Here is a 23,707-nt window from a genome sequence, read left to right on the forward strand (position 1 = left end):
AGATGAAAACTATTACTTTAATATTTCTTTTTATAGCATCTTTCGTCAATGTTCTCTCTAATACCAGAGATCCAAGGGTTAGAGAGTATATTACTCCTAAAAGAATTGTATGGGTATCTAATGAGCAAAATATCAAAAACAGTCAGGTTCTTTTATTGGATGGAAAGGGTCAGTCCGATTTATTGGATAATAATGTGTGCAATATGATATCTAAAGACGGGGAGTGTGCGTCTGTTCTATTGGACTTTGGAAAGGAAATTCAAGGCGGTATTCAGATTGTGACAGGACAATCCAAAGGTCCGGTAAATGTACGTATCCGTTTTGGTGAAAGCGTAGGTGAAGCCATGAGCGAATTGGGAAATAAGAGATCTTCAAATGCCCATGCTATAAGAGATTTCAAGACAGTGCTTCCTAATTTGGGGGTAGCTGAATTGGGAAACTCAGGTTTTAGATTTGTCAGGATTGATTTGCTCGGTAATAATGTTGATTTCCATTTAAAGGAAGTCAGGGCTATTTCTGTATTTAGGGATATACCTTATAAAGGAACATTCAGATGTAGTGATAAGCGTTTGGATGAAATATGGAAAACAGGCGCATATACCGTACATCTTAATATGCAGGAGTATCTTTGGGACGGTATAAAGCGTGACAGACTGGTTTGGGTTGGCGATATGCACCCGGAGGTAATGACTATCAATACAGTTTTCGGGTATAATGAGGTGGTACCTAAAAGTCTTGATATGATAAGGGATCTGACCAAACTGCCTTCATGGATGAACAGAATCTGTTCTTATTCAATATGGTGGCTGATAATACAGAGAGACTGGTATCTTTATCATGGTGATATAGAGTATCTTCAGAAGCAGAAAGATTATATATTGTCATTGTTGGATTTGCTGATTGATAATGTAGGCGAGGATGGAATAGAAAAACTTAAAGGAGGAAGATTTCTTGACTGGCCTTCCAATAAACATCCAAAAGCAATCAATGCAGGTCTTCAGTCGTTGATGATTATGGCAATGAATGCAGGATACGAATTGTGTATGATATTCAATGAGAAAGAAAAGGCTGAAAAATGCAAGACACTTTCAGATAAAATGTTAGAATCGTCTGATCCTGTTAAACAGGAGTATCTTAATTCAGGCAAAAGAATTACTGATCCCGGCCATAAACAGGGTGCTGCGCTTATGTCTCTTGCCGGTATTATGGATCCGGCAGAAGCCGATAGAAATATTATTTCCGTAGAAGGAGCAAAAGGATTCTCTACATTTTACGGATATTATATGTTGAAAGCTATGGCAAAAGCCGGAAATTATCAAGGTGCTGTTGATATCATTCGTGAATACTGGGGAGGTATGTTGGACTTGGGAGCTACAACATTCTGGGAGGATTTCAATCTGGATTGGATTGAAAATTCATCACGCATAGATGAAATAGTACCTGAAGGGAAGAATGATATACATGGTGATTTCGGTGATTATTGTTATAAGGGGTATCGACATAGTCTGTGTCATGGATGGGCTTCAGGTCCTACTTCCTGGCTAAGTGAATATGTACTAGGTATTAAAGTCCTTGAACCTGGTTGCAAGGTAGTTAAAATCGAACCACATTTATGTGATTTGGATTGGGCTAAAGGTACTTTCCCGACTCCGTATGGTATTATTTCTGTGAAACATACGAAGGCAAATGACGGGACTGTAAAAACAGAAATCTCCGCACCTGATGAAATAAAGGTGATTATAGATTTAGAATAGGATATTCCGGATATCAATGGTTCGGTATAAATGATAATTAATAGAATAAAATAAGTAATATGAATAAAGTTAAGAATATGCGAAGATTATTATCCTTATTAGTTTTAATTTTTTTATGTGTTTCTCATTCTCAAGCACAAAGAATGAAGTTTACTATAAACAGTAATTGGTCATTCTCTTTACAAGAAGAGGATGCTTCTTCTGTAAATTACAACACAAAAGGGTGGGAAAAGGTATCGTTCCCGCATACATGGAATGCAAAAGATTCAGACGATGAAATTCCCGGTTATTTCAGAGGGAAAGGATGGTATAGGAATACAATCGATATAGATAGAGATTTGGCAAAAGAGCAGGTATATGTTTTTTTTGAAGGTGCAAACCAGGAGACCGATATATTTATAAATGGCAAGTATGTGGGAAACCATAAAGGTGGATATACTGCTTTCTCATTTGATATAACCAAATTCCTGAATAAAGGTAAAAATACTATTGCCATAAGTGTTGACAATACTCTGAATAATAACATAACCCCACTAGGAGGAGATTTTACCATGTTTGGAGGTATATATAGAGATGTTTATTTGTTATATACTCCGAAAGCTCATATTTCAACAACCCATTATGCTTCATCCGGAGTCTATCTTGATGCATATCAGATAACTGATAAAGAGGCAAAAATAAAGTTGAGAACATATCTGTCTAATGCAACAGATAAATCACAAAGATATTATCTGAAGACTCAGGTACAGGATGCTGAGGGTAATATTGTCGCAGAAAAGAATAATCCAATTACAATACCTGAAAAATCAGAGAATATTTTATTTCAGACAGATTTAAGTGTTAAGAAGCCAAAGCTTTGGAATACAGATACACCATATTTGTACAGAGTGTTTACCTATTTATATGATAGTAATAATAAAGTCATTGATTGCGTTTCAAACCCTCTTGGATTAAGAACAATAAAGTTTGATCCTGACAAAGGCTTTTTTATTAACGGACAGCCATGTAAGTTGATGGGAACAAGCAGACATCAGGATTACGTAGGATGGGGTAATGCATTGAAAGATGAAATGCATATCCGTGATATAAAAATGATAAAAGATTTAGGCGCTAAATTTATTCGTATTTCACATTATCCTCAGGACCCATTCGTCATAGAACAGTGTAATAATTTAGGAATATTGTCTTCTATAGAGATTCCTATAATCAATAACATTACTATGAGTGAGGAGTACACAAAGAACTGTATCGATCAGGTTACTGAAATGGTATATCAGAGTTACAATAGTCCTTCTGTTGTGGTTTGGGCATATATGAATGAGATATTATTAAATCAGGTATATAAAAAGAATAAGAAAATAGAAAAAAACAAGTATTTGAAGGAACTGTATAATCTGGCATACTCTATTGAGCAAAAAATAAGGTCTATTGATGATTCACGTTATACTATGATTGCGTGTCATAATGCTCCTGCACTTTATAAAGAAGCGGGTTTGACTGATATACCAAAGATTTTAGGCTTTAATATATATTATGGATGGTATGGTAGTAATATTCATGACATAAAATCTGTTTTGGATGAGATAAAAAGAATGTTCCCAGATAAGCCTTTGATTCTTACGGAATATGGAGCTGGTGTTGATTCAAGAATTCATTCTTTTGAACCGGAGCGATATGATTTTAGTAATGAATATGGCTCATATTTCCATGAATATTATATTCCTGTATTACAGGAAAGAGACTTTGTTTCCGGGTCAGCAGTCTGGAATTTCAATGATTTCTCTTCTGAACGAAGAAAGGAGGCTACCCCACATGTGAATAATAAGGGGCTTGTAGGTACAGATCGTGAGTGCAAGGATACCTATTATCTTTATAAAGCCTACTTAAGCGACTCTCCCGTTTTACATATATGTGGTGATTTCTGGGAGTGTAGAGCCGGTGCGAGTATTGACGGAGAAACCTCGACACAGCCCTTAAAGATTTACACCAATGCTGAAAAAGTGAAGATAACAGCAAATGGAAAAGATTTGGGAGAGTATGATGTTAAAGATAGAAAGGCAGAGCTTACTATTCCTTTTATAAATGGGATAAATAGGATTGAAGCACAAATTGTGTATGATGGTGAAGTTATTAAAGAGCAATATATATGTGATTTCAGATGTATAAATGTTAAACATAATTTTACTGAGATGAGTATTATGTTGGGTAGTAAAAGGTATTTTGAAGATAAGACAGGAAATATATGTTGGATTCCCGAGAAAGAATATACAGAAGGTTCATGGGGATATGTTGGTGGTCGTCCAATTGTTAATAAAGTACCTTTTGGCACCTCATCAGCAAGTACTAAAGAGATTTTTGGTACAGATCAAGATCCTATTTTCCAGACACAGCGGGAAGGAATCGAGCAGTTTAAGGCTGATATCCCTAATGGCAAGTATAGTGTTTATTTGTATTTTTCAGAATTACTGTCGAAAGAAAACAATGAAAAGTTGTTGTATAACCTTGATCCAAATCAGACAGATAAAAGATATTCAAATAGAGTCTTCTCAATATATATTAATGGACAGTGCGTGCGGAAGGATTTCAATATAGCCGAAGAATATGGTATAAATAGAGCTGTTATTATAAAGTATGAAATTGATGTTTTTGACAACAAAGGACTTACTGTTTCATTTGAAGAGAAAGAATCAACTCCGGTGTTAAATGCTATTAGAATAGTAAGGAATTAAATGTAATATAATAAAAAAGTACTACCTATGAATTACGTTTTTAGATTTATTTTTGTTTTCATATCATTACAGTTTTATGTTACGTTAGTTCATAGTAAAGCTGGGAGTTATATACTCCCAGAGGCAGCTGATGTAATAGACGTAACAAAAGCTCCGTTTTATGCGGATAATTCTGGAAAAACAGATTGTTCCACAGCTTTGCAAAAAGCCTTTACATATGCTGCAACTGAGACTAATGGTATATTTACAAAAGATAAAAGAGCAGTACAAATTATTTATTTTCCGGCAGGAACATATTAAAGTCTCTAAACCTTTAATCTTTTATTCCAAGGAAGTACAATCCATGCAACGTGAGAAAGCGAAAAAAGAAAAACTCAGATATGTAACGGGGCATGTGATGATTTGGGGAGAATCAAAGGAAAAAACACGAATATTACTGATGGATAATTCTTCTTCTTTTCAAAAGGAAGAGACACCATTAATTCGTTTTCTGGATGATGATTTCTGTAATCAGGCCTACTTCAATGGAATAAGACATATAACAATAGAAATAGGAAAGAACAATCCTTCAGCAATAGCTGTTGATTATGTTTCAAGTAATAATGGAGAATTGTCGGATGTTGATATAATTTGCCATGATCAGCAAAATCCTTCCCTTATAGGTCTGAATTTACCTATAAGAGGGGGAGGACTGTCATTTATACATGATATTTTTATCAAAGGGTTTAAAACAGGAATTAATGTGGAAGGAGATTATCCGGGATATACTTTTGAAAATATCAGATTAGAGCAACAGCTTAATGAAGGGATAAGGCATATCTCAAAAAATATTGTGATTCATAATCTGACAAGTATTAATAAATGTTCTGCTATAAGATGTGAGGGTAGTGACGCTATTACTACGCTAATAGATGCTGAATTATTAGGTGGAAATGACAGTGAGACTGCAATAGAGAATGAGGGACACTTATTTTTGAGAAATATTAAGTCCGATGGTTATGGAAATGTATTGAATGATAAAGGAGTGACTTTTAGCAAATCTTTTTTAGATGAGTATTCATCTAATGTTATCAGACTTTCAGAAAGTTCTCCAGCAAAATCATTATCCCTGCCTATTAAAGATACTCCAAGCTATGAATTCCCGTCACCTCACAAATGGACTATATTCGATGTATCGAAACAGGACGATGATACAGATGCTTTACAAAGTTTAATTGATAGCGGAGCTGAATATATTTTTATAAAAGCAACAGATGAGTGTTTAAAACTAAGAGGAACGGTGCGACTTGGGAAAAAGCTTAAATGGATACATGGTGGATGGTGTAATATGGATGTTGTAAATGAAGGTGAACCAGATACTCCGCTTTTTTTGTTCGAAGATGGAGCCAATGATTTAATTGTGTTTGAGGCATTCTCTAACGGACAATATAGAAATACTTTTACAACATTTCTAAATGTAAGATCAAAGGCTACGGTTATAAGGGATGTATTTATGGGATATGGTGATTCTTCATATAGAAACTACGGAACCGGTGATCTTTTTTTAGAGAACGTAGTAACAGGTGGTGGTGATTATGGACATTTGCCTGAAAGTAAAGAGGCAGGATGGCTTTTTGAAAATCAGAGTGGTATGGTTTAGAAACTTGAATCCTGAATCATGGGTGCCTGATATACATATATCAAAAGGGGCTAGAGTTTTTGGTATAGGAGGAAAATTAGGTGAATTATATGGAACATATTTACGTGTCACCAATGGAGCATTGGCTGAGATGTATGGACTTATGTTTAATGCAAATATGATTGCTCCTTATCGTTTTGGGCTGAATGTTCATGGACCTAGTATGACTGGAATTTCCGTCGAAGTGGATAATGCCGATTTGACTTTAGTTGCGTTTCAGGATGGTACACATTCTTTTCCAGATCCTACATTTATAAAAGAAGTTTTTGGAAATAAGACTTTTATTCTGAAACACGATAAGGCTCCGGAAAGAGTGAAAGGTAGGGATATTGGTGTTGTGGCAACTTTTTACCGTTCACATTATTCTTTATTAAATGCACAATAAGTTGTAGGGTCAATGCTGACTTTCAATTCCCCATATTCTAATTGTATTATTTAGGGTATGGGGATTTATTTTTAAATAGGAATGAACGATTTCTTATATAATAGAAGATTTTTATATATAAATGAACGAAAAATTAAATTCTTATTACACCCTTGTTGGTATTTTTGTGTATTAAATCAATGAATATGAAGAAACATTTTTTATCTATTCTGGCGCTTATGTTTTGTTCAAGTTGTAGAATAAACGACACAGAGATTATTTCTGAGGATTTGTTTATGAATCCACCTTCGGATGCAAAGCCCCGTACATGGATGCATGCTATGAGCGACAACATGAGTAAAGAAGGTATGACGAAGGACCTCGAAGCTATATCTGAGGCTGGTATTGGTGGTGTAATGCTTTTTACCGTTACACATGGAATACCGCAAGGAAATGTCAGGTTCAATTCTCCTGAGTATTACGACATTGTCAAACATGCTGCATCAGAGTGTGAACGTCTTGGCCTGAGTTTCGGCTTTCATAACTGTGATGGCTGGAGCTCAAGCGGGGGACCTTGGATATCTGCTAATGAAAGTATGCGTTATGTGGTGTACAGCCAGACAGTCACTGATGGTGGAAAAGTTAGTGTTTCTCTTCCACAACCCACAAAAAGAGAAAACTATTATGAAGACATCGCCGTACTTGCATATCCTGCATTGGAGTCTGAGATAATTGATGCAGAAGCCAAATTCGAGGTTACGACATCGGATGACAAATTTAATACGGATATTGCTTTTGATGGAGTTATGGAGGATTTTACTACCATAACACCGGATAAAAATAAACCGGCATATATCGATATCAAATATTCAGAGCCTTTTGCGTTACGTTCTTTTTTTGCCTGTACAAGAACAAAAAAGTCGGATTTGAGACTTATGGCATCTGATAACGGGAAAGATTATGAGTTAGTAGCAAGATTTCCTGTAGTGCGAACAGGTGTAAGCGAGTGGTGTCAGCAGGGTAATATCAAGAATGTCAACAAAAGATATTATCGTATCATGACAGATGCTCCTGTTACTATAAGTGAAATAAGTCTCAGCAGTTCGTCACCCATAAATGATTATTTGAATAAAAACGGATTGGGAAGAAAAGAGGATGAGTTTCTTGCTGACAGTAAACAGCCTGCATCTTCTATGATTATAGATAAGAGCAATATTAAAGATCTGACATCATTTTGTGATAATGAAGGAATGCTTTCTACTACTCTTCCGGAAGGTAAGTGGACTATATTGAGAATAGGAATGACTTCTACTTCTGCAAGGAATCGTCCGGCTTCAAATGAAGGAAGAGGTTTGGAATGTGACAAGTTCTCAGCTTCAGCTTTACAAAAACATTTTGATTCTTTCCCAAAACGTTTTATCGACAGTGTTCGTACTGTTTCTCCACAAGCACTACATTATGTTGAAATCGACAGCTATGAAATGGGTGGTCAGAATTGGACTGATGGAATGCTTGATATATTCAAGTCTGAAAAAGGATATGACTTTAAACCTTTCCTACCACTTATTTTAGGTAAATATGTCGATAGTGCAGAAACATCAGAAGAAGTGTTGCGCGATTTTAGAAGAGTATGCAGTGATCTGATGAATGATAATTATTTCAAGGCTTTTGGCGATTTGTGTAAACAGGAAGGTATAGAGTATTATCTTGAACCGTACGGACCGGGACCTTTTGATTTTCTTGAGGCTGCCGGTACATGCGATATCCCAATGGGAGAATTCTGGATGGAAGGACGACCTTTGTTCATTGAACCTGCAATAAGTGGCGCTCATATTTATGGAAAGAATATAGTCTCGGCTGAGTCTTTTACTGCCACAGATGCTATCAACTGGAAAGGATATCCTGCAATGACTAAGCCTACTGGTGATTGGGCATGGAAAAAAGGTTTTAACGAGTTCATGTTCCATAGGTACGCACATCAGCCTAATACTCATGTTCGTCCGGGTATGACTATGAGTCGCTGGGGATTTAATTTCGACCGTACCCAGACGTGGTGGCTAGGAGCCGGTAAATCATGGTTTAAGTATATAGCACGCGGTTCTTATATGCTTCGTCTTGGAGTACCTGTAACGGATGTGATGGTATTCGTAGGAGATGCTTCCCCGAACGGTACCTCTAAAGGTACATATTTCCCTTACAAGAGTGATGCAGTGAACTCGGATGTGCTTATTAACAGAACATCAGTGAAGGATTCCAAGATAGTATTGCCGGAAGGAACAACCTACCAGTGTCTTGTCTTGAAAAATACCGACCGTATAACAATGCCTACATTGGAACGTTTATGCCAATTGACAGAAGCCGGAGTGCCTGTTTGCGGTGTATTGCCGGAAAAACTCCTTGGATATAATGAAGAAGGAAAGGATTATGAAAAGTTCAGAAAACTTGTTGACCGTATCCGTTCGTGCGCTAATTATTATAAGGAAGGTGAGTTCGAAAAGATGGTAAAGGAACAGAATATCCAACCGGACTTTTCGGTTGAGGATTGCCCTAAAGGAATAGAGATGGATTATGCTCACCGTCATCTGGCAAATGGTTCTGATTTGTATTTCATATCTAATACTGACTCAGTTAACAGAACTTTTGACTGCAGTTTCCGTGTGTCTGGTATGGAACCTGAATTGTGGTTTGCCATGGATGGAAAAATAGAAAAGTCTGATAACTACAGTATAGGAACAGAAAGAACAGAGGTAAGTATAAATCTGGAACCTCAGGAATCTGTATTTGTGGTTTTCCGCAATAAGGCTTCAGTAAATCAGAAGAATACAGTTAAAACGATAAATCTTGTTTCGTCTGATAATCTTTCTGACGACTGGACTGTTAAGTTTATGCCTGAATATGGATACGATGCTGAAATTAAACTTCCTGAATTGATAGATTGGAGTAAATCTGGGAATGATGAGATAAAGTATTATTCAGGTTCGGCTATTTATACCAAGGTGTTTAATGTAGATGCTGATAAATTATTCAAAGCAAATGAAGTAATTCTTGATCTTGGTAATGTAAACATTTCGGCAGAACTTACTGTAAACGGAAATTATGTAGGTATAAAATGGATGAAGCCGTATAAATTTGATATATATAAATATCTTAAAGAAGGCCAGAATACAATAGAACTGAATATAACAAATGAATGGACTAACAGATTGATTGGCGACCAGAGATTCCCTGATACAAGCGGTTATAGTCTTAAATCCAAGAGAATGCCTGATTGGTATATCAATAATGAACCTATGCCTGAAACTCAAAGATTGACTTTCGATATAGGGGAATTCTATAATTCTGAAGATTCTCTATTGCCTGCCGGGCTTAGAGGTCCTGTCTGTTTAATCTTAAATTCGGTAAAATGAAAAAGTATATTTTATCTCTTTTGATGTTTTTTGTTGCCTTGTCATCCTTTTCAGGAAATGTATCAGATTTTGGAAAAGCCAAATGGATATGGCTTCAGGAAGACGGACAGCCAAACTCATGGGTAGCTTTCCGTAAAACATTTACTTTGGATTCTGCTCCTGAGAATGTCAAGGCCAATATTGCTGTAGATACTAAGTATTGGTTATGGATAAACGGACAGATGGTCCTGTTTGAAGGCGGGCTTGCTCGTGGAGCTGCCCCAAATACATGCTATTATGATGAAGTGGATTTAAGCGGTTATCTGCAAAAAGGAGAAAACACTATATCCATACTCGTTTGGTATTGGGGAAGAACAAGAAAGACACATGAGGATAGTGGTAAGGGTGGACTGATATTCCATTCGGATATTGATGGATACCAATTATGTTCAGATTCTTCATGGAAAGTAATCAAGCATCCCGGCTATGATTCGAAGAGTGGAGGAGGTGGTGGTTCTGCCAACAGAGTAAATGCCTACAATATAAGGTTTAATGCAAACAAAGCACTGGGTGACTGGACAGATGCGGCCTGGTATTCTTTATCATATAATGATGATAAATGGAATAGTGCCATAGAAAAAGGTCAAGTAGATTGTCTTCCATGGGGTAAACTTGTTCCCAGATGCATTCCGTTGTGGAATGATAGAGGTTTGTCAGACTATGTCTCATTCAAAACAGATAATGGAAATATTAGTCTTCCTTATATTAATAATACCGGAAAAGTTAAGGTTATCAGTGCAAAGCTGCCTTTCAACAGACAAGTTACGCCTTATCTTAAAATAAGAGGTGTTAAAGGAGATACTATAACTGTGGATACTGACGACCCTTTCAATCTTCTTCAGTCTGTATATATTACTAAAGATGGTGTTCAGGAGTTCGAAGGATATTCGTGGTTTAACGGACATAATATAGAATATAGTATTCCTTCCGGTATTGAAGTTCTTGAATTAAAGTACCGTTGGACTGGTCTTGGAGAAATGCCGGGCAACTTTGAATGTAGCGATGAACAACTCACCAGACTATGGTGGATGGCCCGCAATACCCTTTACATTTGTGCTCGCGACAGTTATATGGATTGTCCTGACAGAGAAAGAGGATTATGGATTGGCGATGTTGCCGACCAGACAGGAGCAGTATTCTATACCCTCGACGAAGCCGGAATAAAGCTTCTGAAAAAAGCTATAGATAATACTATTGCTTATAGAAATGACAGTATAATCCAGGGGTTGGCCCCCGGTTTTGGCGATTATAGAGGAAAAAGCAGCGAACTTACAGGACAGAGCCTGCAGTTTATTTCTCAGGGAATATGGCAGTATTATTATAACACAGGTGATAAGGAAACACTGGCAAGCGCATATCCTGCCGTAATGGATTATATGCGTTTATGGAATATGATGCCAGATGGTTTGCCAATGCACAGAAAAGGATATGCCAACTGGGTTGATTGGGGTACCGATTCAGATCCTGTTCCTACAAATGTCATATTGTATTATATGGCACTTAAAGCAGTAAAATCAATGGCATCTATTCTGGAAAAACCTTCTGATATTGAATGGTGCAATGGACGTATTGAAAGTATAGAAAAGAATTTCTCCGGGAAATATTGGCGTGGTACACATTATGGAACTGCCGGAAAAGCATTGGAAGAACGTGTCAGTACGTTGGCTGTAATCAGTGGACTTGCAGATAAAGCTAATTATCAGATTTTGGTTGACAGCGTCCTTTTCCCTGTACGCAAGTCAAGTCCTCACATGGAATGGATGGTTGAAGAAGCATTAATCCTTACCGGTAATCATGAGAAAGGCTTGCAAAGAATGAAAGAACGATATGCACCACAAATCTCGGATAAGGAACTTACTACATTATATGAACGTTTTGACGAGAAACGTCCGGGGACACCTAATCACGCATGGAATGCACCTAACTATGTCTTGTCACGATACGTTGCAGGAATAAAAGCAACGGATGTGGCATGGAAAAGTTTCGAGGTACGTCCTTATCTGAATACTTTTGCGTCAGTAAACCAGGTTGTACCAAGTGTAAAAGGTAATATAGTGATGAAAGCTGAGAAAGATAACAACTCTTGCAGATTAGAACTTAAATCACCTGAAGGAACAGTAGCTAAGGTTTATATACCGTTGAATGGTAGAAAGCTTAACAATGTTACAGTCAATGGAAAGACTGTTTGGAAAAATGGTGAAACTATAGTCTCTTCAAAAGATGAATATAGATTTGTAAGCAAGAATGATGACAGTATTTGCTACGAAGTAGGATGTGGAGAATGGAATTTTGTAGTACAAAATGATTAAAAATAATGCATAAAATGAACTTTCTAACTTGTTTCTTTATAGCTTCCATGATGTCTTCATGTAGCGAAAAATCACCTTTAAATGATTACCGTGAAAACGGTCAACAACAGACTGATAATAATGATGATTATGATAACACTGGTCTGGATGATTCTGAACTGGTGAAAGATGCTTTGACACTAACGGTAGATTTTACAGATTCTTCAAAAAAGAATTGTAAAATATATAATGTATGGTCTGTGGCAAACAGAATCAGTCCTCAGGCTGGTTCTAACGTAAGAGAGGGGCTTTCCATTAATCTGATAAGAATGCTTGGTGGTATCCTGAAAGATAAAAAACCTTATTATGATTATGATGTCTGCAGGTATAATCAACAGACAGGAAAATATGATTATGATTTCACCCCTTTATTTGCGCGCCTTGATAAGATTGTAAATTCCGGTACTCCTATTCAGCAGTTTGTGTTGGACCAGCCGGACTGGGCTTTCCAACAAGGATATAAGTTTATACCAACAGGTACGAGTAACGGTAAAAACTTCCGTGAGAATGAAAAACAGTCTATATACGGAAACTCTTTGCCTCCAAGCGACAAACGGGCATATGCTGATTTTATCAGTGAACTCATGTCTCGTCTAATAGACAGATACGGACGTGATATGGTAGCGTCTTGGCAATTTAGAATAGGTTCTGAAATAGAAACTCCCGATCACTGGTTTGGTACTAAGCAAGAATTTATTGAACATTTCAAAAATGTTGCAAAGGCTGTCCGTAGTGTTCTTCCAGAAGCGAAAATAGGACCTCATACCAGAGAATACGATTTTGTTTATACAAAAAACAATTATCTAAATTATAAAGGAGAGAAGGTCACTTCTTTTGCGAGCGAAATACTCAGTCAGTGTAAGGATGAAAATATAAAGATAGACTTTTGGGGAGTATCCGATTATGTGATGGTCAATAACAAAAAATCAAGGAATATCCCTGCCAAGTATGAGGAACTGTTCGGTAAGTTTATTAACGACCCGAATTGGAATTCATCGACTAAATTAGACTTGATGGAGTACTCCGCTATAGTCTATATGGGGGCAGCGGGAAATACATTCATCAATTGTGTTACCAGTCATACTCCTGTTCTTGAATTATGTCTGACTAACCAGTTCTATAAGTACCATAACAAGGGTTTAAGATATATCTATCGCTGGGGTAACCGTACAGACCAGAAAGAAGCGACACATATCAGGATGGTAAATAATATGATTGGTATGCAGGGATATAATGCCACTGTTGAAGGAATTCCAAAGACAGCCGATAATGTTGTGGATGCAATATCAGCTACTTCTGGTAACGGTGAGTTTGATGTAATTGTTTATAATTACAATGTGGAGTCTTTTGATTATTCCGATACTGATGAGACGGTAAATATTATATTGGAGACATCCTTGCCTTCGGGTACTAAGATCAGGTATAGAAGTCTGTCGTATTCGGCTGTGAATAACAAGACAAATTTGTATCTCGAAAGATATGGTACCAAATTTCATAAGACAGAAAAGGGTATAGATGAAAAGGGAGATCCTGCACATTGCTTGAATAGTAGCGGACTGGCGCTTTACAATGCAATGCCAAATCCTGAAGAATATAATGAAAGCGAATGGAAGACAACTACAGTAAAAACAAATCCTTCGGAAAAGAATAAAGGTGTAATATCAATCACAACTACACTTCCTTCTTTCTCGTATAAAATGTTTGAATTCAAGAAACAATAAATCAATATTAACCATGGAAAGTATTTTGATAAGAAATTATGTAATGGCATTTGCGGCAATCAGTACATTGCCATACGTAGAAACTTTTGCAGCTAATGATGAAGTATTAACAGAGAAAAAACCTAATGTAGTATTCGTTTTTGCCGACCAGTTGCGCGAACAGGCCTTGGGTTATACTGGCGACCCTAACGTCATGACACCTAATATTGACCGTCTGGCAGGCGAGTCTGTCAATATACGTAATGCCATATCCTGTGTACCTGTATCCTGTCCGTACAGGGCTTCTATGCTTACCGGACAGTATGCCTTGTCAAATGGTGTATTCTTGAACGACGTACAACTAAATCCGGATATTAATTCCGTAGCCAAAATATATAAGAAAGCGGGATATAATACCGCATATATAGGCAAATGGCATATTAACGGTAACGGACGTACCAAATACATTAAAGAGGAATTCCGTCAGGGATTCGAATATTTCAAGGCTCTTGAGTGTACTCATGCCTATCTCCGTTCCAAGTATTTCGACAATAATGATACCATACCTAAATTCTGGAAGGGTTACGATGCCATTGACCAGACAAAGGATGCCATCAACTATATGAAGGAGCATTCCAAAGATGATAAACCGTTTATTCTTTATCTTTCCTGGGGCGGTCCGCATAATCCATACGAGCAGGTTCCTGACAATTATAAGAAGATGTATGCAGACAAGGAAATTATTCTTCGCCAAAATGTTCCTGCCAATAAGCGTGAACAGTTCATTAAGGACCTTCGTGGTTATTATGCCCAGATTACGGCACTTGACGATTGTATAGGTATGCTTCAGAAAGCAATAAAGGATATGGGAATAGAAGAGAACACTATCTTTGTATTTACATCCGACCACGGAGATATGCTTGGCTCACAGGGTATGCGTTGGAAACAACGCCCGTACGACGAGAGTATCAGGGTTCCTTTCCTGATAAAATATCCGGCATTGTTGGCAGACAAGAACCGTGAGACTGATATGATAATCAACACTCCTGATATTTTGCCTACATTGTTAGGACTTTCGGATATAGAAATACCGGAATCAATCGAAGGAGATGACCTTTCAGATATTATTACCGGTGAAAAGGAAGATTATACAGATGCTGCTCTCATAGAGTGTATTACTCCTTTTGCGGATTTCAGAAAGGGTATAGGCCGTGAATACAGAGGTTTGCGTACCAAGAGATATACTTACGTAAGAGACCTTAATGGACCGTGGCTGATGTTCGATAATTTGAAAGACCCTTATCAGCAGAAGAACATAATTGACTCGCCGGAATATGCCTCTATAAGAAAAGAACTTGAAGATAAACTGATGAAAAAACTGAAGGCACTTGGCGATGAGTTCCGTCCCGGAATGGAATATATCAATAAGTGGGGATATGAAGTAGATAAGAATGGAACAGTGGATTGGAAAGCTGCAAACAAATAATATATAATTGTATTTATGGATTATTTAATACGGAAAATTTATTTACTATTGTCGTTTATAGCTATATTTCTTTCTTTGAAAGCAGGAAATATAGACTCTCGTCAGAAATATAATTTCAATAGTTCCTGGAAGTTTGTTAAGGCAAATATTCCAGGTGCGGCAGATGAGAAGTACGATGATACTTCATGGGAAACAGTTAGTTGTCCGCATACATTTAATGATATAGATACTTTCGACGATTTTGCCGAGGGTGGTCATAACGGTGAAAGCAGGCAGTGGCGAGGCACCGTGTGGTATCGAAAACACTTTTCTTTACCTCTGACAGCCAAAGGTAAAAAGGTGTATATTGAATTCGAAGGTGTACGCCAGATAGCAGATGTATATATAAATGGAACCTTCATAGGTAAAAATCAGACAGGTTTTATACCTTTCGGATATGATTTGACTCCTTACATTAAATTTGGTGAAGATAATGTAGTGGCCGTGAAGGTTAATAATGACCGCGGTGATCATTTCCGTGACAACTTCCCTTTGGTATGGCATCATGAACATTGGCATCCTAATCATGGTGGAATCTATCGTAATGTCTATCTTCATGTCATGAATCCTTTGCATATAACTTTGCCCCTTTATGATAATCTGGAAACACAGGGACAATATATATATACTGAGAAAGTAAGCAAGAGGAGTGCTGATGTATATGTTGAAACAGAAATCAGAAACGAAGGAAACTCTTATCCTTCTTCATTGGATATACAGGTAGCTGTGTTCGATGCTGATGGCAATCTCGTTAAGAAGGAAATCACTAAAGCTGAAATACCCTCTGGTAAGACGGATATCGTAAAGACTAAAATAAAGATAAAGAAACCATCACTGTGGTCAACAAGGTATCCCTATCTGTATCGAATTGAAACATCAATTCTTCAGAACGGTCAGGTTATAGACTCAGACGAGCAGCCTTTGGGTATCAGATATTTTGAGTTCAATCCAAATACCGGTTTCCACATCAATGGCGAAAGTGTAAAACTTCACGGATGGGGACAGAAGCCCACGAATGAATGGGCAGGGCTTGGCTCCGCACTTCCTGACTGGATGCGTGAATATACATATCGTTTGATGGACGAGGCTGGTGGTAACTTTGTCCGTTGGGGACATTGTGCCTGTTCTCCTGCCGAGGCTCTTATGGGAGACAAGTTTGGTTTTGTAACTATGATGCCTGGTGTGGCCGGTGAATCTACCGATGAAGGTAATACATGGAAAATCCGCCTTAATGCATTCCGCGATATGGTGGTTTGTTATCGTAATCACCCTTCTATCTTCATTTGGGAAGGTGGAAACTGGGCAGAGACAGATGAACACTACCAAGAGTTGTGTAACGTGATTTCTACCTTCGATTCAAAAGGCAAACGCTTGTATGGTCATCGTCGTTCCGATTTACATGATTGTTCATCAAAATATGTCACTATAGAAATAGGTACGGAAGGATGGGAGAGGGAGTTCGAAAAACTTCCTATCATAGAGAGTGAGTATTGTCGTGATGAGTCACCACGACGCATTTGGGATAAATATTCTCCTGATGACAATTTTTATTCTCATCCTAATATAGATAAAAATGTGTATAAATGGTCTTCCGAGGAATATGCGGTAAAGCAGGTAGAACACTGGTGGAACAAGATGGGAAAGAAGTCTTATCATTGCGGAGGAGCCAATTGGGTATTTACTGATGGACCACATGGAGGAAGATGCCAGACAGAGGTGACTCGTGCCAGTGGAGAAGTTGATGCGGTAAGACTTCCAAAGGAGGCTTTTTATTCGTTGAAGTCTATCTGGCGTACAGAGCCACAGGTTAATATCGTTGGTCATTGGAATTATAAGCCGGAAACTGTAAAAACAGTCTATGTTACATCCAATTGCCAGAGTATAAAACTTTTTGTCAATGATAAGCTTATTGCCGAAAACTCCAAACCGACATCTGGCTATGTGTTCAGTTTTCCAAATGTGAAATGGGAGTCGGGTAATATAAAGGCTGAGGCTTATATAGATGGCAAGCTTGTTGCAGAGACGGTAAAACAAACCAGTGGAAAAGCTGTTTCTCTCCGTATAACTCCTATTACCGGTTCTAATGGATGGCAAGCTGATGGTTCGGACATAGTACTTCTTGACGTTGAGGCGGTCGATGAACAAGGACGTCGTTGTCCGTTGAACACCGATAAGGTCTACTTTACAGTAGAAGGTCCGGCTATATGGAGAGGTGGTTATAACAGTGGACTGGCTAATTCTACAAACAATCAGTTCCTTAATCTTGAAGCCGGTATAAACAGAGTGGCATTGAAGTCTATGTTACAATCGGGCAAGGTTACTGTAACGGCATCAACCGTTGGTCATTGCAGTACAAAGGAATCTACAATAAAACCTGCTACCATTACTCTTGAAACAAAACCGGTAGAATTATTGTCCGGTCTTTCTGAAGAATTACCATACGAATTGGATGATATTATGCTTTCTTCCAACGATCTTGTCAGAGAACCGGCACCTGCCTATAGTCCTTATATTGAACCTTATATTCCTGGTGTAAGTACCAAAAGCAAGTTGTTTACACGTTTCAGTTATACAGGTGACTCTCCTGCACTTCTCCGTACTACTCTTGACTGGGGAAAACGTGCATATACAGATTTGACATACAATTACACAGTAATACCTTCATACGTACGTGGAGCTGAATATGTGCGAATGCCAAATTCTGATTATAAATATTGGGCACGCGATCAGTTGCAATTTGTGGCAGGAGTCGATATGACTGTTTATGTGGCGCATGATGACCGTGTGAAACGTCCACAGTTCCTTGAAACATATACCGATACCGGCGATGATATCAAGCTTGGTGATGTCGTTATGTCATTATTCAAATATGAAGCCCGTAAAGGTGAAAGTATCATTATGGCAGGAAACAGCGATATCACTCCTCCTGAGGGCAGCCGCATGTATGTCGTATTTGGAAAAGAAAGAAAATAAATTATAGATTTTAACTCAGACTTTAAACATAAGACTTATGAATTTCAAAACCAATAAACTGATGACTTCCCTAACCCTATGCTCGGCTGTATTGCCGGGCATGGCAGGGAATGATTACATGGAAACTGATAAACCAAATGTAGTAGTTTTTGTAGTTGACGACCTTCGTCCTGAATTAGGATGTTATGGTCATCCGGATATGTTAACTCCAAATATTGATGCTATAGCGTCAGATGGCGTAAGGTTCAATAATGCATACGCCCAGCAGGCACTTTCAGGGCCGTCACGTATGTGCTTACTCACCGGGAACCGTCCGGAAACTATAGGTATTTATTCTATTTTCACTCCTTTGCGCAGTGTGCATAAGAATATGCTCACAATGCCTCAGTATTTCAAGCAGAACGGATACACTACTGTCAGTGTTGGTAAGGTATATCATCATGCCACCGACGATAAATCCAGCTGGAGCATCCATATACCAAAGGAGAATGCACAATGGGTAAATCATTCAGGTAAGAATGGTGACAAGCCACCTTACGAGTGTGCCGATGTTGCCGATGAGGCATACCCCGACGGACGTGTGGCAAGGGATGCCGTTAAAATTCTAAAGGATATCAAGGATAAGAATTTTATAATGTTTGTCGGTTTTAGCAAGCCGCACCTCCCATTCAATGCTCCTAAAAAATACTGGGATATGTATGACGAATCAAAACTGACTGTTCCTTTCAAGGGAAGTCCTGAAGGTATGTACCCTCAGGCATTGACCAAATGGGCTGAATTACGTGGATATACAGGTATGCCTAAAGAAGGATTTATGGACGATGAAACAACACGCCGTTTAATTCATGGCTATCATGCATGTGTGAGCTATACCGATGCCCAAATCGGGAAAGTGATGAATGCGCTCGACGAATTGAAACTTCGTGACAACACTATTGTTGTGATTTTCGGTGATCACGGTTGGAAGCTTGGCGAATATGGAGCATGGTGCAAACACTCCAATTTCCAGATTGACCTCAATGTTCCTCTTATAGTAAGCAGAGAGAAAGATGCGGCTTCCCGTAAGTCCGGTGTAACTACAGATGCTAAAGTCGGACTTGTGGATTTGTTCCCCACATTGGCTGAGGCTTGTGGGCTGGCACAGCCGGATGTCGATGGCGAAAGCATAATGGAAGTATTGAAAAATCCTGACACAGAATGGAAGGACTATGCTTGCAGTGTGTATCCACGCGGAAAACGTATTATGGGATTTACATGTACCGACGGTAAGTACAGATACACTGAATGGTGGGACAATGAGAAAAATCAGCTTTCAGCAGCAGAGTTCTATACTTGCGGGCAGGATTTTTCGCGTCGTGAGAAAAATCTTGTCAAAGATGCAAAATATTCCAAAGATATTGCTCGTCTAAAAGGATATCTTGAAGAACAGTTCCCGTTGGATAAAAGATCTTCTTATCCTCAGAATGATAGAAAATAAAAGCAGTATGTGAGGATCGTACAATTGTTTAATAAATAAAGAACGAAATATGATTAAGAGTAATTTGTTTTTGGGAGGAGCTCTTTTGTTGGCTGCTTCTGTAAATGGCAAAAATATAGTTAAACCCAATATTGTACTTATTAATATTGATGATTTGGGATGGACTGATTTGAGCTGTAATGGTAGCACTTATTATGAAACTCCTAATGTGGATCATCTTAAATCTTTGGGAATATGGTTCGGAAATGCCTATGCGGGCGGTGCAAACAGCTCACCAAGCCGTGCCTGTATGCTAACCGGCCAGAATGCGCCACGACATGGAGTTTATACAGTAAACCCACCGGATAGGGGTGATGCTAAAAAAAGAAAGTTGATAAGTTTTCCAAATCGGAAAGTGCTTCCTGACGGAATTCAGATTCTGCCCAAAGCTCTGAAAGATGCCGGATATACTACCTATCATATTGGCAAATGGCATGTCACAGATTCTCCTGAGAAATGTGGTTTTGATGTTAATATTGCTGGAAATCATGCCGGAATGCCTCACACTTATTTCTCGCCTTACCGTAATCCTAATCTTAAAGATGGTGAAAAAGGAGAATTTCTTACAGACAGGTTGGGCGATGAGGCTGTAAACATCATTAAAACAGCCGATAATGACAACCCTTTCTTTTTGTATTATGCCACTTATGCTGTGCATGTACCATTGCAGGCACCGGAATATCTGGTCAAGAAATACGAAAAGAAGAAAAAGACAAAGGCTCATTCCAATCCGGTCTATGCGGCTTTAGTCGAGTCTATGGATAGAAATGTAGGAAAAGTACTTGATGCAATAGAAAAAAGTGGAAAGTCTGATAATACTTTGATAATATTCACATCGGATAACGGTGGTTTTTACAATGTTTCAAAGCAATGGCCTCTCAGGGCAGGTAAAGGCTCTTTTTATGAAGGAGGTATAAGAATTCCGTTGATTATATACATGAAAGGAAAATTCGAGCACAGGGAAATTTCTGATGTAAATGTCTCACAGCTTGATTTCTTCCCTACACTCATGGAACTTGCCGGAGTTCATGACAATGAACTTTTGTTGGATGGCAAAAGTCTTCTTCCTCTTCTGGAGAACAATGATAAATCGCAGTTTGCAGAGCGGCCTCTGTTTTGGCACTTCCCTGCCTATCTGGAAGGTGGAAACAAAGAAACCAGGGACAAGTATTTCAGGTCACGTCCTGTTTCTGTAATAAGGAAAGGTGACTGGAAACTCATAGAGAACTACGAGGATAATAGCATAGAGTTATACAATATAAAGACAGATATAGGTGAAAAGCATGATTTGTCAGAATCAAATTCCGTCAAGGTCCAAGAGCTGAAAACAGCTTTGGATGAATGGAAGAAAAATATTGGTGCTCCTTGCAATTTTAAACTTAATCCTGATTTTCAGGAGGAAAATGTTAAGTAAGATTTTATATTAATTATTTGTTGTATAGTAAAGAATGTATTTGAATATCAGTAAAACTTTATTTCTAGTTTCATCTTTTTCAATGTTCGTTTCTTGTGTGGAAAATGCCGATATGGAAGAAGGATTTCAATCTCCTTCTGCCGAATATCGTCCCATGCCCTTCTGGCATGTTAAAGGTGATGTGGAAAAGTCTGAGATAATGAAGCAGATAGCCGAAGCCGATTCAGCCGGATTTGGTGGAGTAACATTCCTGCCTATTTACGGCATGACTCCTGAGTTTCTTGGCGATGAGTACTTCAGTTTGTACGGCGATGTACTTTCCGACCTTGAAAAGCGCGGAATGAAAGCGGTTCTGTATGATGACATCTCATTCCCAAGCGGTACAGCGGGAGGAGAAATGGAACGTAAGTTTCCTGATTATACACGTAAGCGTCTTGACCGCACTGTGTATGAAGTGAACGGACCACGTACTTTTACTTCCGAAGTCCCGTCAGGGGTACTGATGTCTGCAGTGGCAATGAACGAGTCCTCTAAAGAAAGAATAGATCTTTCTAAGTACATTTCCGATGGTAAACTCAAATGGAAAGTACCTCAAGGAAAATGGAAGGTTATGTTTTTTAATGCCGTGAAGGATGGCACGCATAAAAAATATTTGGTGGTTGACCTTCTGGACTCACTTTCCATGTCGAAATTCATGACACTTACATACGATAAATATGAAGAGCGTTTCAAAAAGTATTTTGGAAATCTGATTAACTACAGTTTTTTCGACGATGTAGGCTTTTTCCGTGCCGAACGTACATGGACACCGGCTTTCAATGAAAAGTTTGAACAGTTGTATGGTTATTCTCCGGTATTATTGTATCCGGCACTTTGGGAAAATATCGGTCCGGAAACAGAATCGGCGCGAGTGGCTTTGTTCAATACCCGAGCAGAACTCCTTGCCGAAGGTTTTCCTAAAACGGTGGCTCGCTGGGCAGACAAGAATGGTTTGAAGTCAACAGGACATCCCCCAGGCAACTACAATCCTATGCCTGTAGATATGAATGCCGACATATTCAAATTTTACCGTTATACACAAATGCCTTTGATGGATGCCATAATAGGTTATGGCTATGGGCGCGACGGACACAAACTTGTCAGTTCTGCTGCCGATTATTATGACCGTCCTATGGTTGGAGCCGAAATATATGGTGCAATAAAGGACAAGGTGTTCGATGCTGATATGATGTTCCGTATAGCTATGGAAACATTTGCCCGTGGAGCCAATTTTATTGTACCTCATGGAATGTGGTATAAGGATAAGGTTGGAATTCCTCCGCTTATTTCCATACATAATCCAAAACTGGAAGGAAAACTACCGGAATACAGTGAGTATATAGGTCGTATGTCATACATTTTGCGTGGTGGAAGGAGAGTGGCAGATATAGCATTGCTATATCCAATTTCCGATTTGCAGGGCTTTTTCCGTTTTCAGGCTGAAGAGAATATACGTCCAGGACATTGGATATCAGGATATACCAACTATACTCGTATAGGCGATATGCTCACTGAAGATATACATTGTGATTTTACTTTCGTGCATCCTGAGTTGTTGTTGACTGATAAATATTCGATTTCTGATGGTAAACTGAAACTTATGAACACAGAAAATTATCAGGATTATGAAATCTTGATAATGCCTGCCCAGAAAGTAATGTCGGTTGAGACACTGGTAAAGGTAAAGGAATTTTATGATGCAGGAGGTAAGATTATTGCAGTAGGAAAGCTTCCGTCAATATCGTCAGAGAATGGTAGAAACGGTGAATTGTTGAAACTTGTTTCTGAAGTTTTCGGCGATATGTCGCAGGCATCATATAAATATGGAATTTCAGTGAATGATAATTTCAATAATGGAAAAGCTGTTTTCTTGCCGGAATTGACAAATGATGGATTAAATTATGCTTTAGAACTTACAAAAACAGCGAAAGATGTCATTTTAGGCGGTTTCCCTGATTTGAATAGTTCAGAAGGTTGTTTGTCTTATATACATAAGAACAAGGAAGGACGTGATTTTTATTTCTTTGCCAATTCTACAGATAGACCTATAGATACAGAAGTGTCGTTAAGAGGTAAGATGACATTAGAATTATGGAATCCATATACCGGTGAAATAACCCCCGTTAGCGATGTTTTATATAAAGAAAAGAATGGTCAGCTTTATTCTTGTTTTAATCTTAAGCTTGACAGCATTGACTCTGTTGTTATTGTTGGAAAATAA

At 38.3% G+C, this 23,707-nt stretch carries 13 protein-coding genes; all 13 read left to right on the forward strand.

All coding sequences use genetic code 11. The features are described 5' to 3' along the window. The first annotated feature begins 2 nt into the window (after window positions 1-2). The 13 genes from OIM59_RS02605 (at window position 3) to OIM59_RS02665 (ending at window position 23,707) form a co-directional block, all read left to right on the forward strand. Complete coding sequence (locus OIM59_RS02605) at window positions 3-1,754, forward strand: alpha-L-rhamnosidase C-terminal domain-containing protein (protein WP_303894773.1); 1,752 nt, start codon at window positions 3-5, stop codon at window positions 1,752-1,754. A gap of 59 nt (window positions 1,755-1,813) precedes the next feature. Further along, window positions 1,814-4,483, forward strand: coding sequence for a glycoside hydrolase family 2 TIM barrel-domain containing protein (locus OIM59_RS02610; protein ID WP_303894776.1), 2,670 nt, complete (start codon window positions 1,814-1,816; stop codon window positions 4,481-4,483). A gap of 27 nt (window positions 4,484-4,510) precedes the next feature. Beyond that, entirely contained in the window at window positions 4,511-4,783 is a 273-nt protein-coding gene (locus OIM59_RS02615; protein WP_303894779.1) for a glycosyl hydrolase family 28-related protein, read from the forward strand. Next, a complete protein-coding gene (locus tag OIM59_RS02620) occupies window positions 4,701-6,122 on the forward strand; it encodes a hypothetical protein (protein WP_303894782.1) in 1,422 nt (473 codons plus the stop codon). Before OIM59_RS02615 ends, OIM59_RS02620 begins: the two co-directional genes overlap by 83 nt. Window positions 6,123-6,126: 4 nt before the next feature. Continuing rightward, window positions 6,127-6,546, forward strand: coding sequence for a hypothetical protein (locus OIM59_RS02625; protein ID WP_303894785.1), 420 nt, complete (start codon window positions 6,127-6,129; stop codon window positions 6,544-6,546). 185 nt (window positions 6,547-6,731) lie between these two features. Next, window positions 6,732-9,932 (forward strand): glycosyl hydrolase, encoded by a 3,201-nt coding sequence (locus OIM59_RS02630; protein ID WP_303894788.1) that lies wholly within the window; start codon window positions 6,732-6,734, stop codon window positions 9,930-9,932. Then, window positions 9,929-12,280: an alpha-L-rhamnosidase C-terminal domain-containing protein gene (locus OIM59_RS02635; RefSeq protein ID WP_303894791.1), complete on the forward strand. Its 2,352-nt coding sequence runs from the start codon at window positions 9,929-9,931 to the stop codon at window positions 12,278-12,280. The genes OIM59_RS02630 and OIM59_RS02635 overlap by 4 nt, the downstream gene beginning before the upstream one ends. A 14-nt stretch (window positions 12,281-12,294) precedes the next feature. Next, a complete protein-coding gene (locus OIM59_RS02640) occupies window positions 12,295-14,040 on the forward strand; it encodes a hypothetical protein (RefSeq protein ID WP_303894794.1) in 1,746 nt (581 codons plus the stop codon). Window positions 14,041-14,053: 13 nt separating this feature from the next. Continuing rightward, window positions 14,054-15,505 (forward strand): sulfatase, encoded by a 1,452-nt coding sequence (locus OIM59_RS02645; RefSeq protein WP_303894797.1) that lies wholly within the window; start codon window positions 14,054-14,056, stop codon window positions 15,503-15,505. Between the two features lie 15 nt (window positions 15,506-15,520). Beyond that, entirely contained in the window at window positions 15,521-18,517 is a 2,997-nt protein-coding gene (locus OIM59_RS02650; RefSeq protein WP_303894800.1) for a sugar-binding domain-containing protein, read from the forward strand. A gap of 61 nt (window positions 18,518-18,578) precedes the next feature. Beyond that, complete coding sequence (locus OIM59_RS02655; protein ID WP_303894803.1) at window positions 18,579-19,994, forward strand: sulfatase; 1,416 nt, start codon at window positions 18,579-18,581, stop codon at window positions 19,992-19,994. A 49-nt stretch (window positions 19,995-20,043) separates the two neighbouring features. Beyond that, window positions 20,044-21,447, forward strand: coding sequence for a sulfatase (locus OIM59_RS02660; protein WP_303894806.1), 1,404 nt, complete (start codon window positions 20,044-20,046; stop codon window positions 21,445-21,447). A 34-nt stretch (window positions 21,448-21,481) separates the two neighbouring features. After that, entirely contained in the window at window positions 21,482-23,707 is a 2,226-nt protein-coding gene (locus OIM59_RS02665) for a glycosyl hydrolase (protein WP_303894808.1), read from the forward strand.

This window comes from Bacteroides mediterraneensis (genome assembly GCF_025993685.1).
GTDB lineage: Bacteria > Bacteroidota > Bacteroidia > Bacteroidales > Bacteroidaceae > Phocaeicola > Phocaeicola mediterraneensis_A.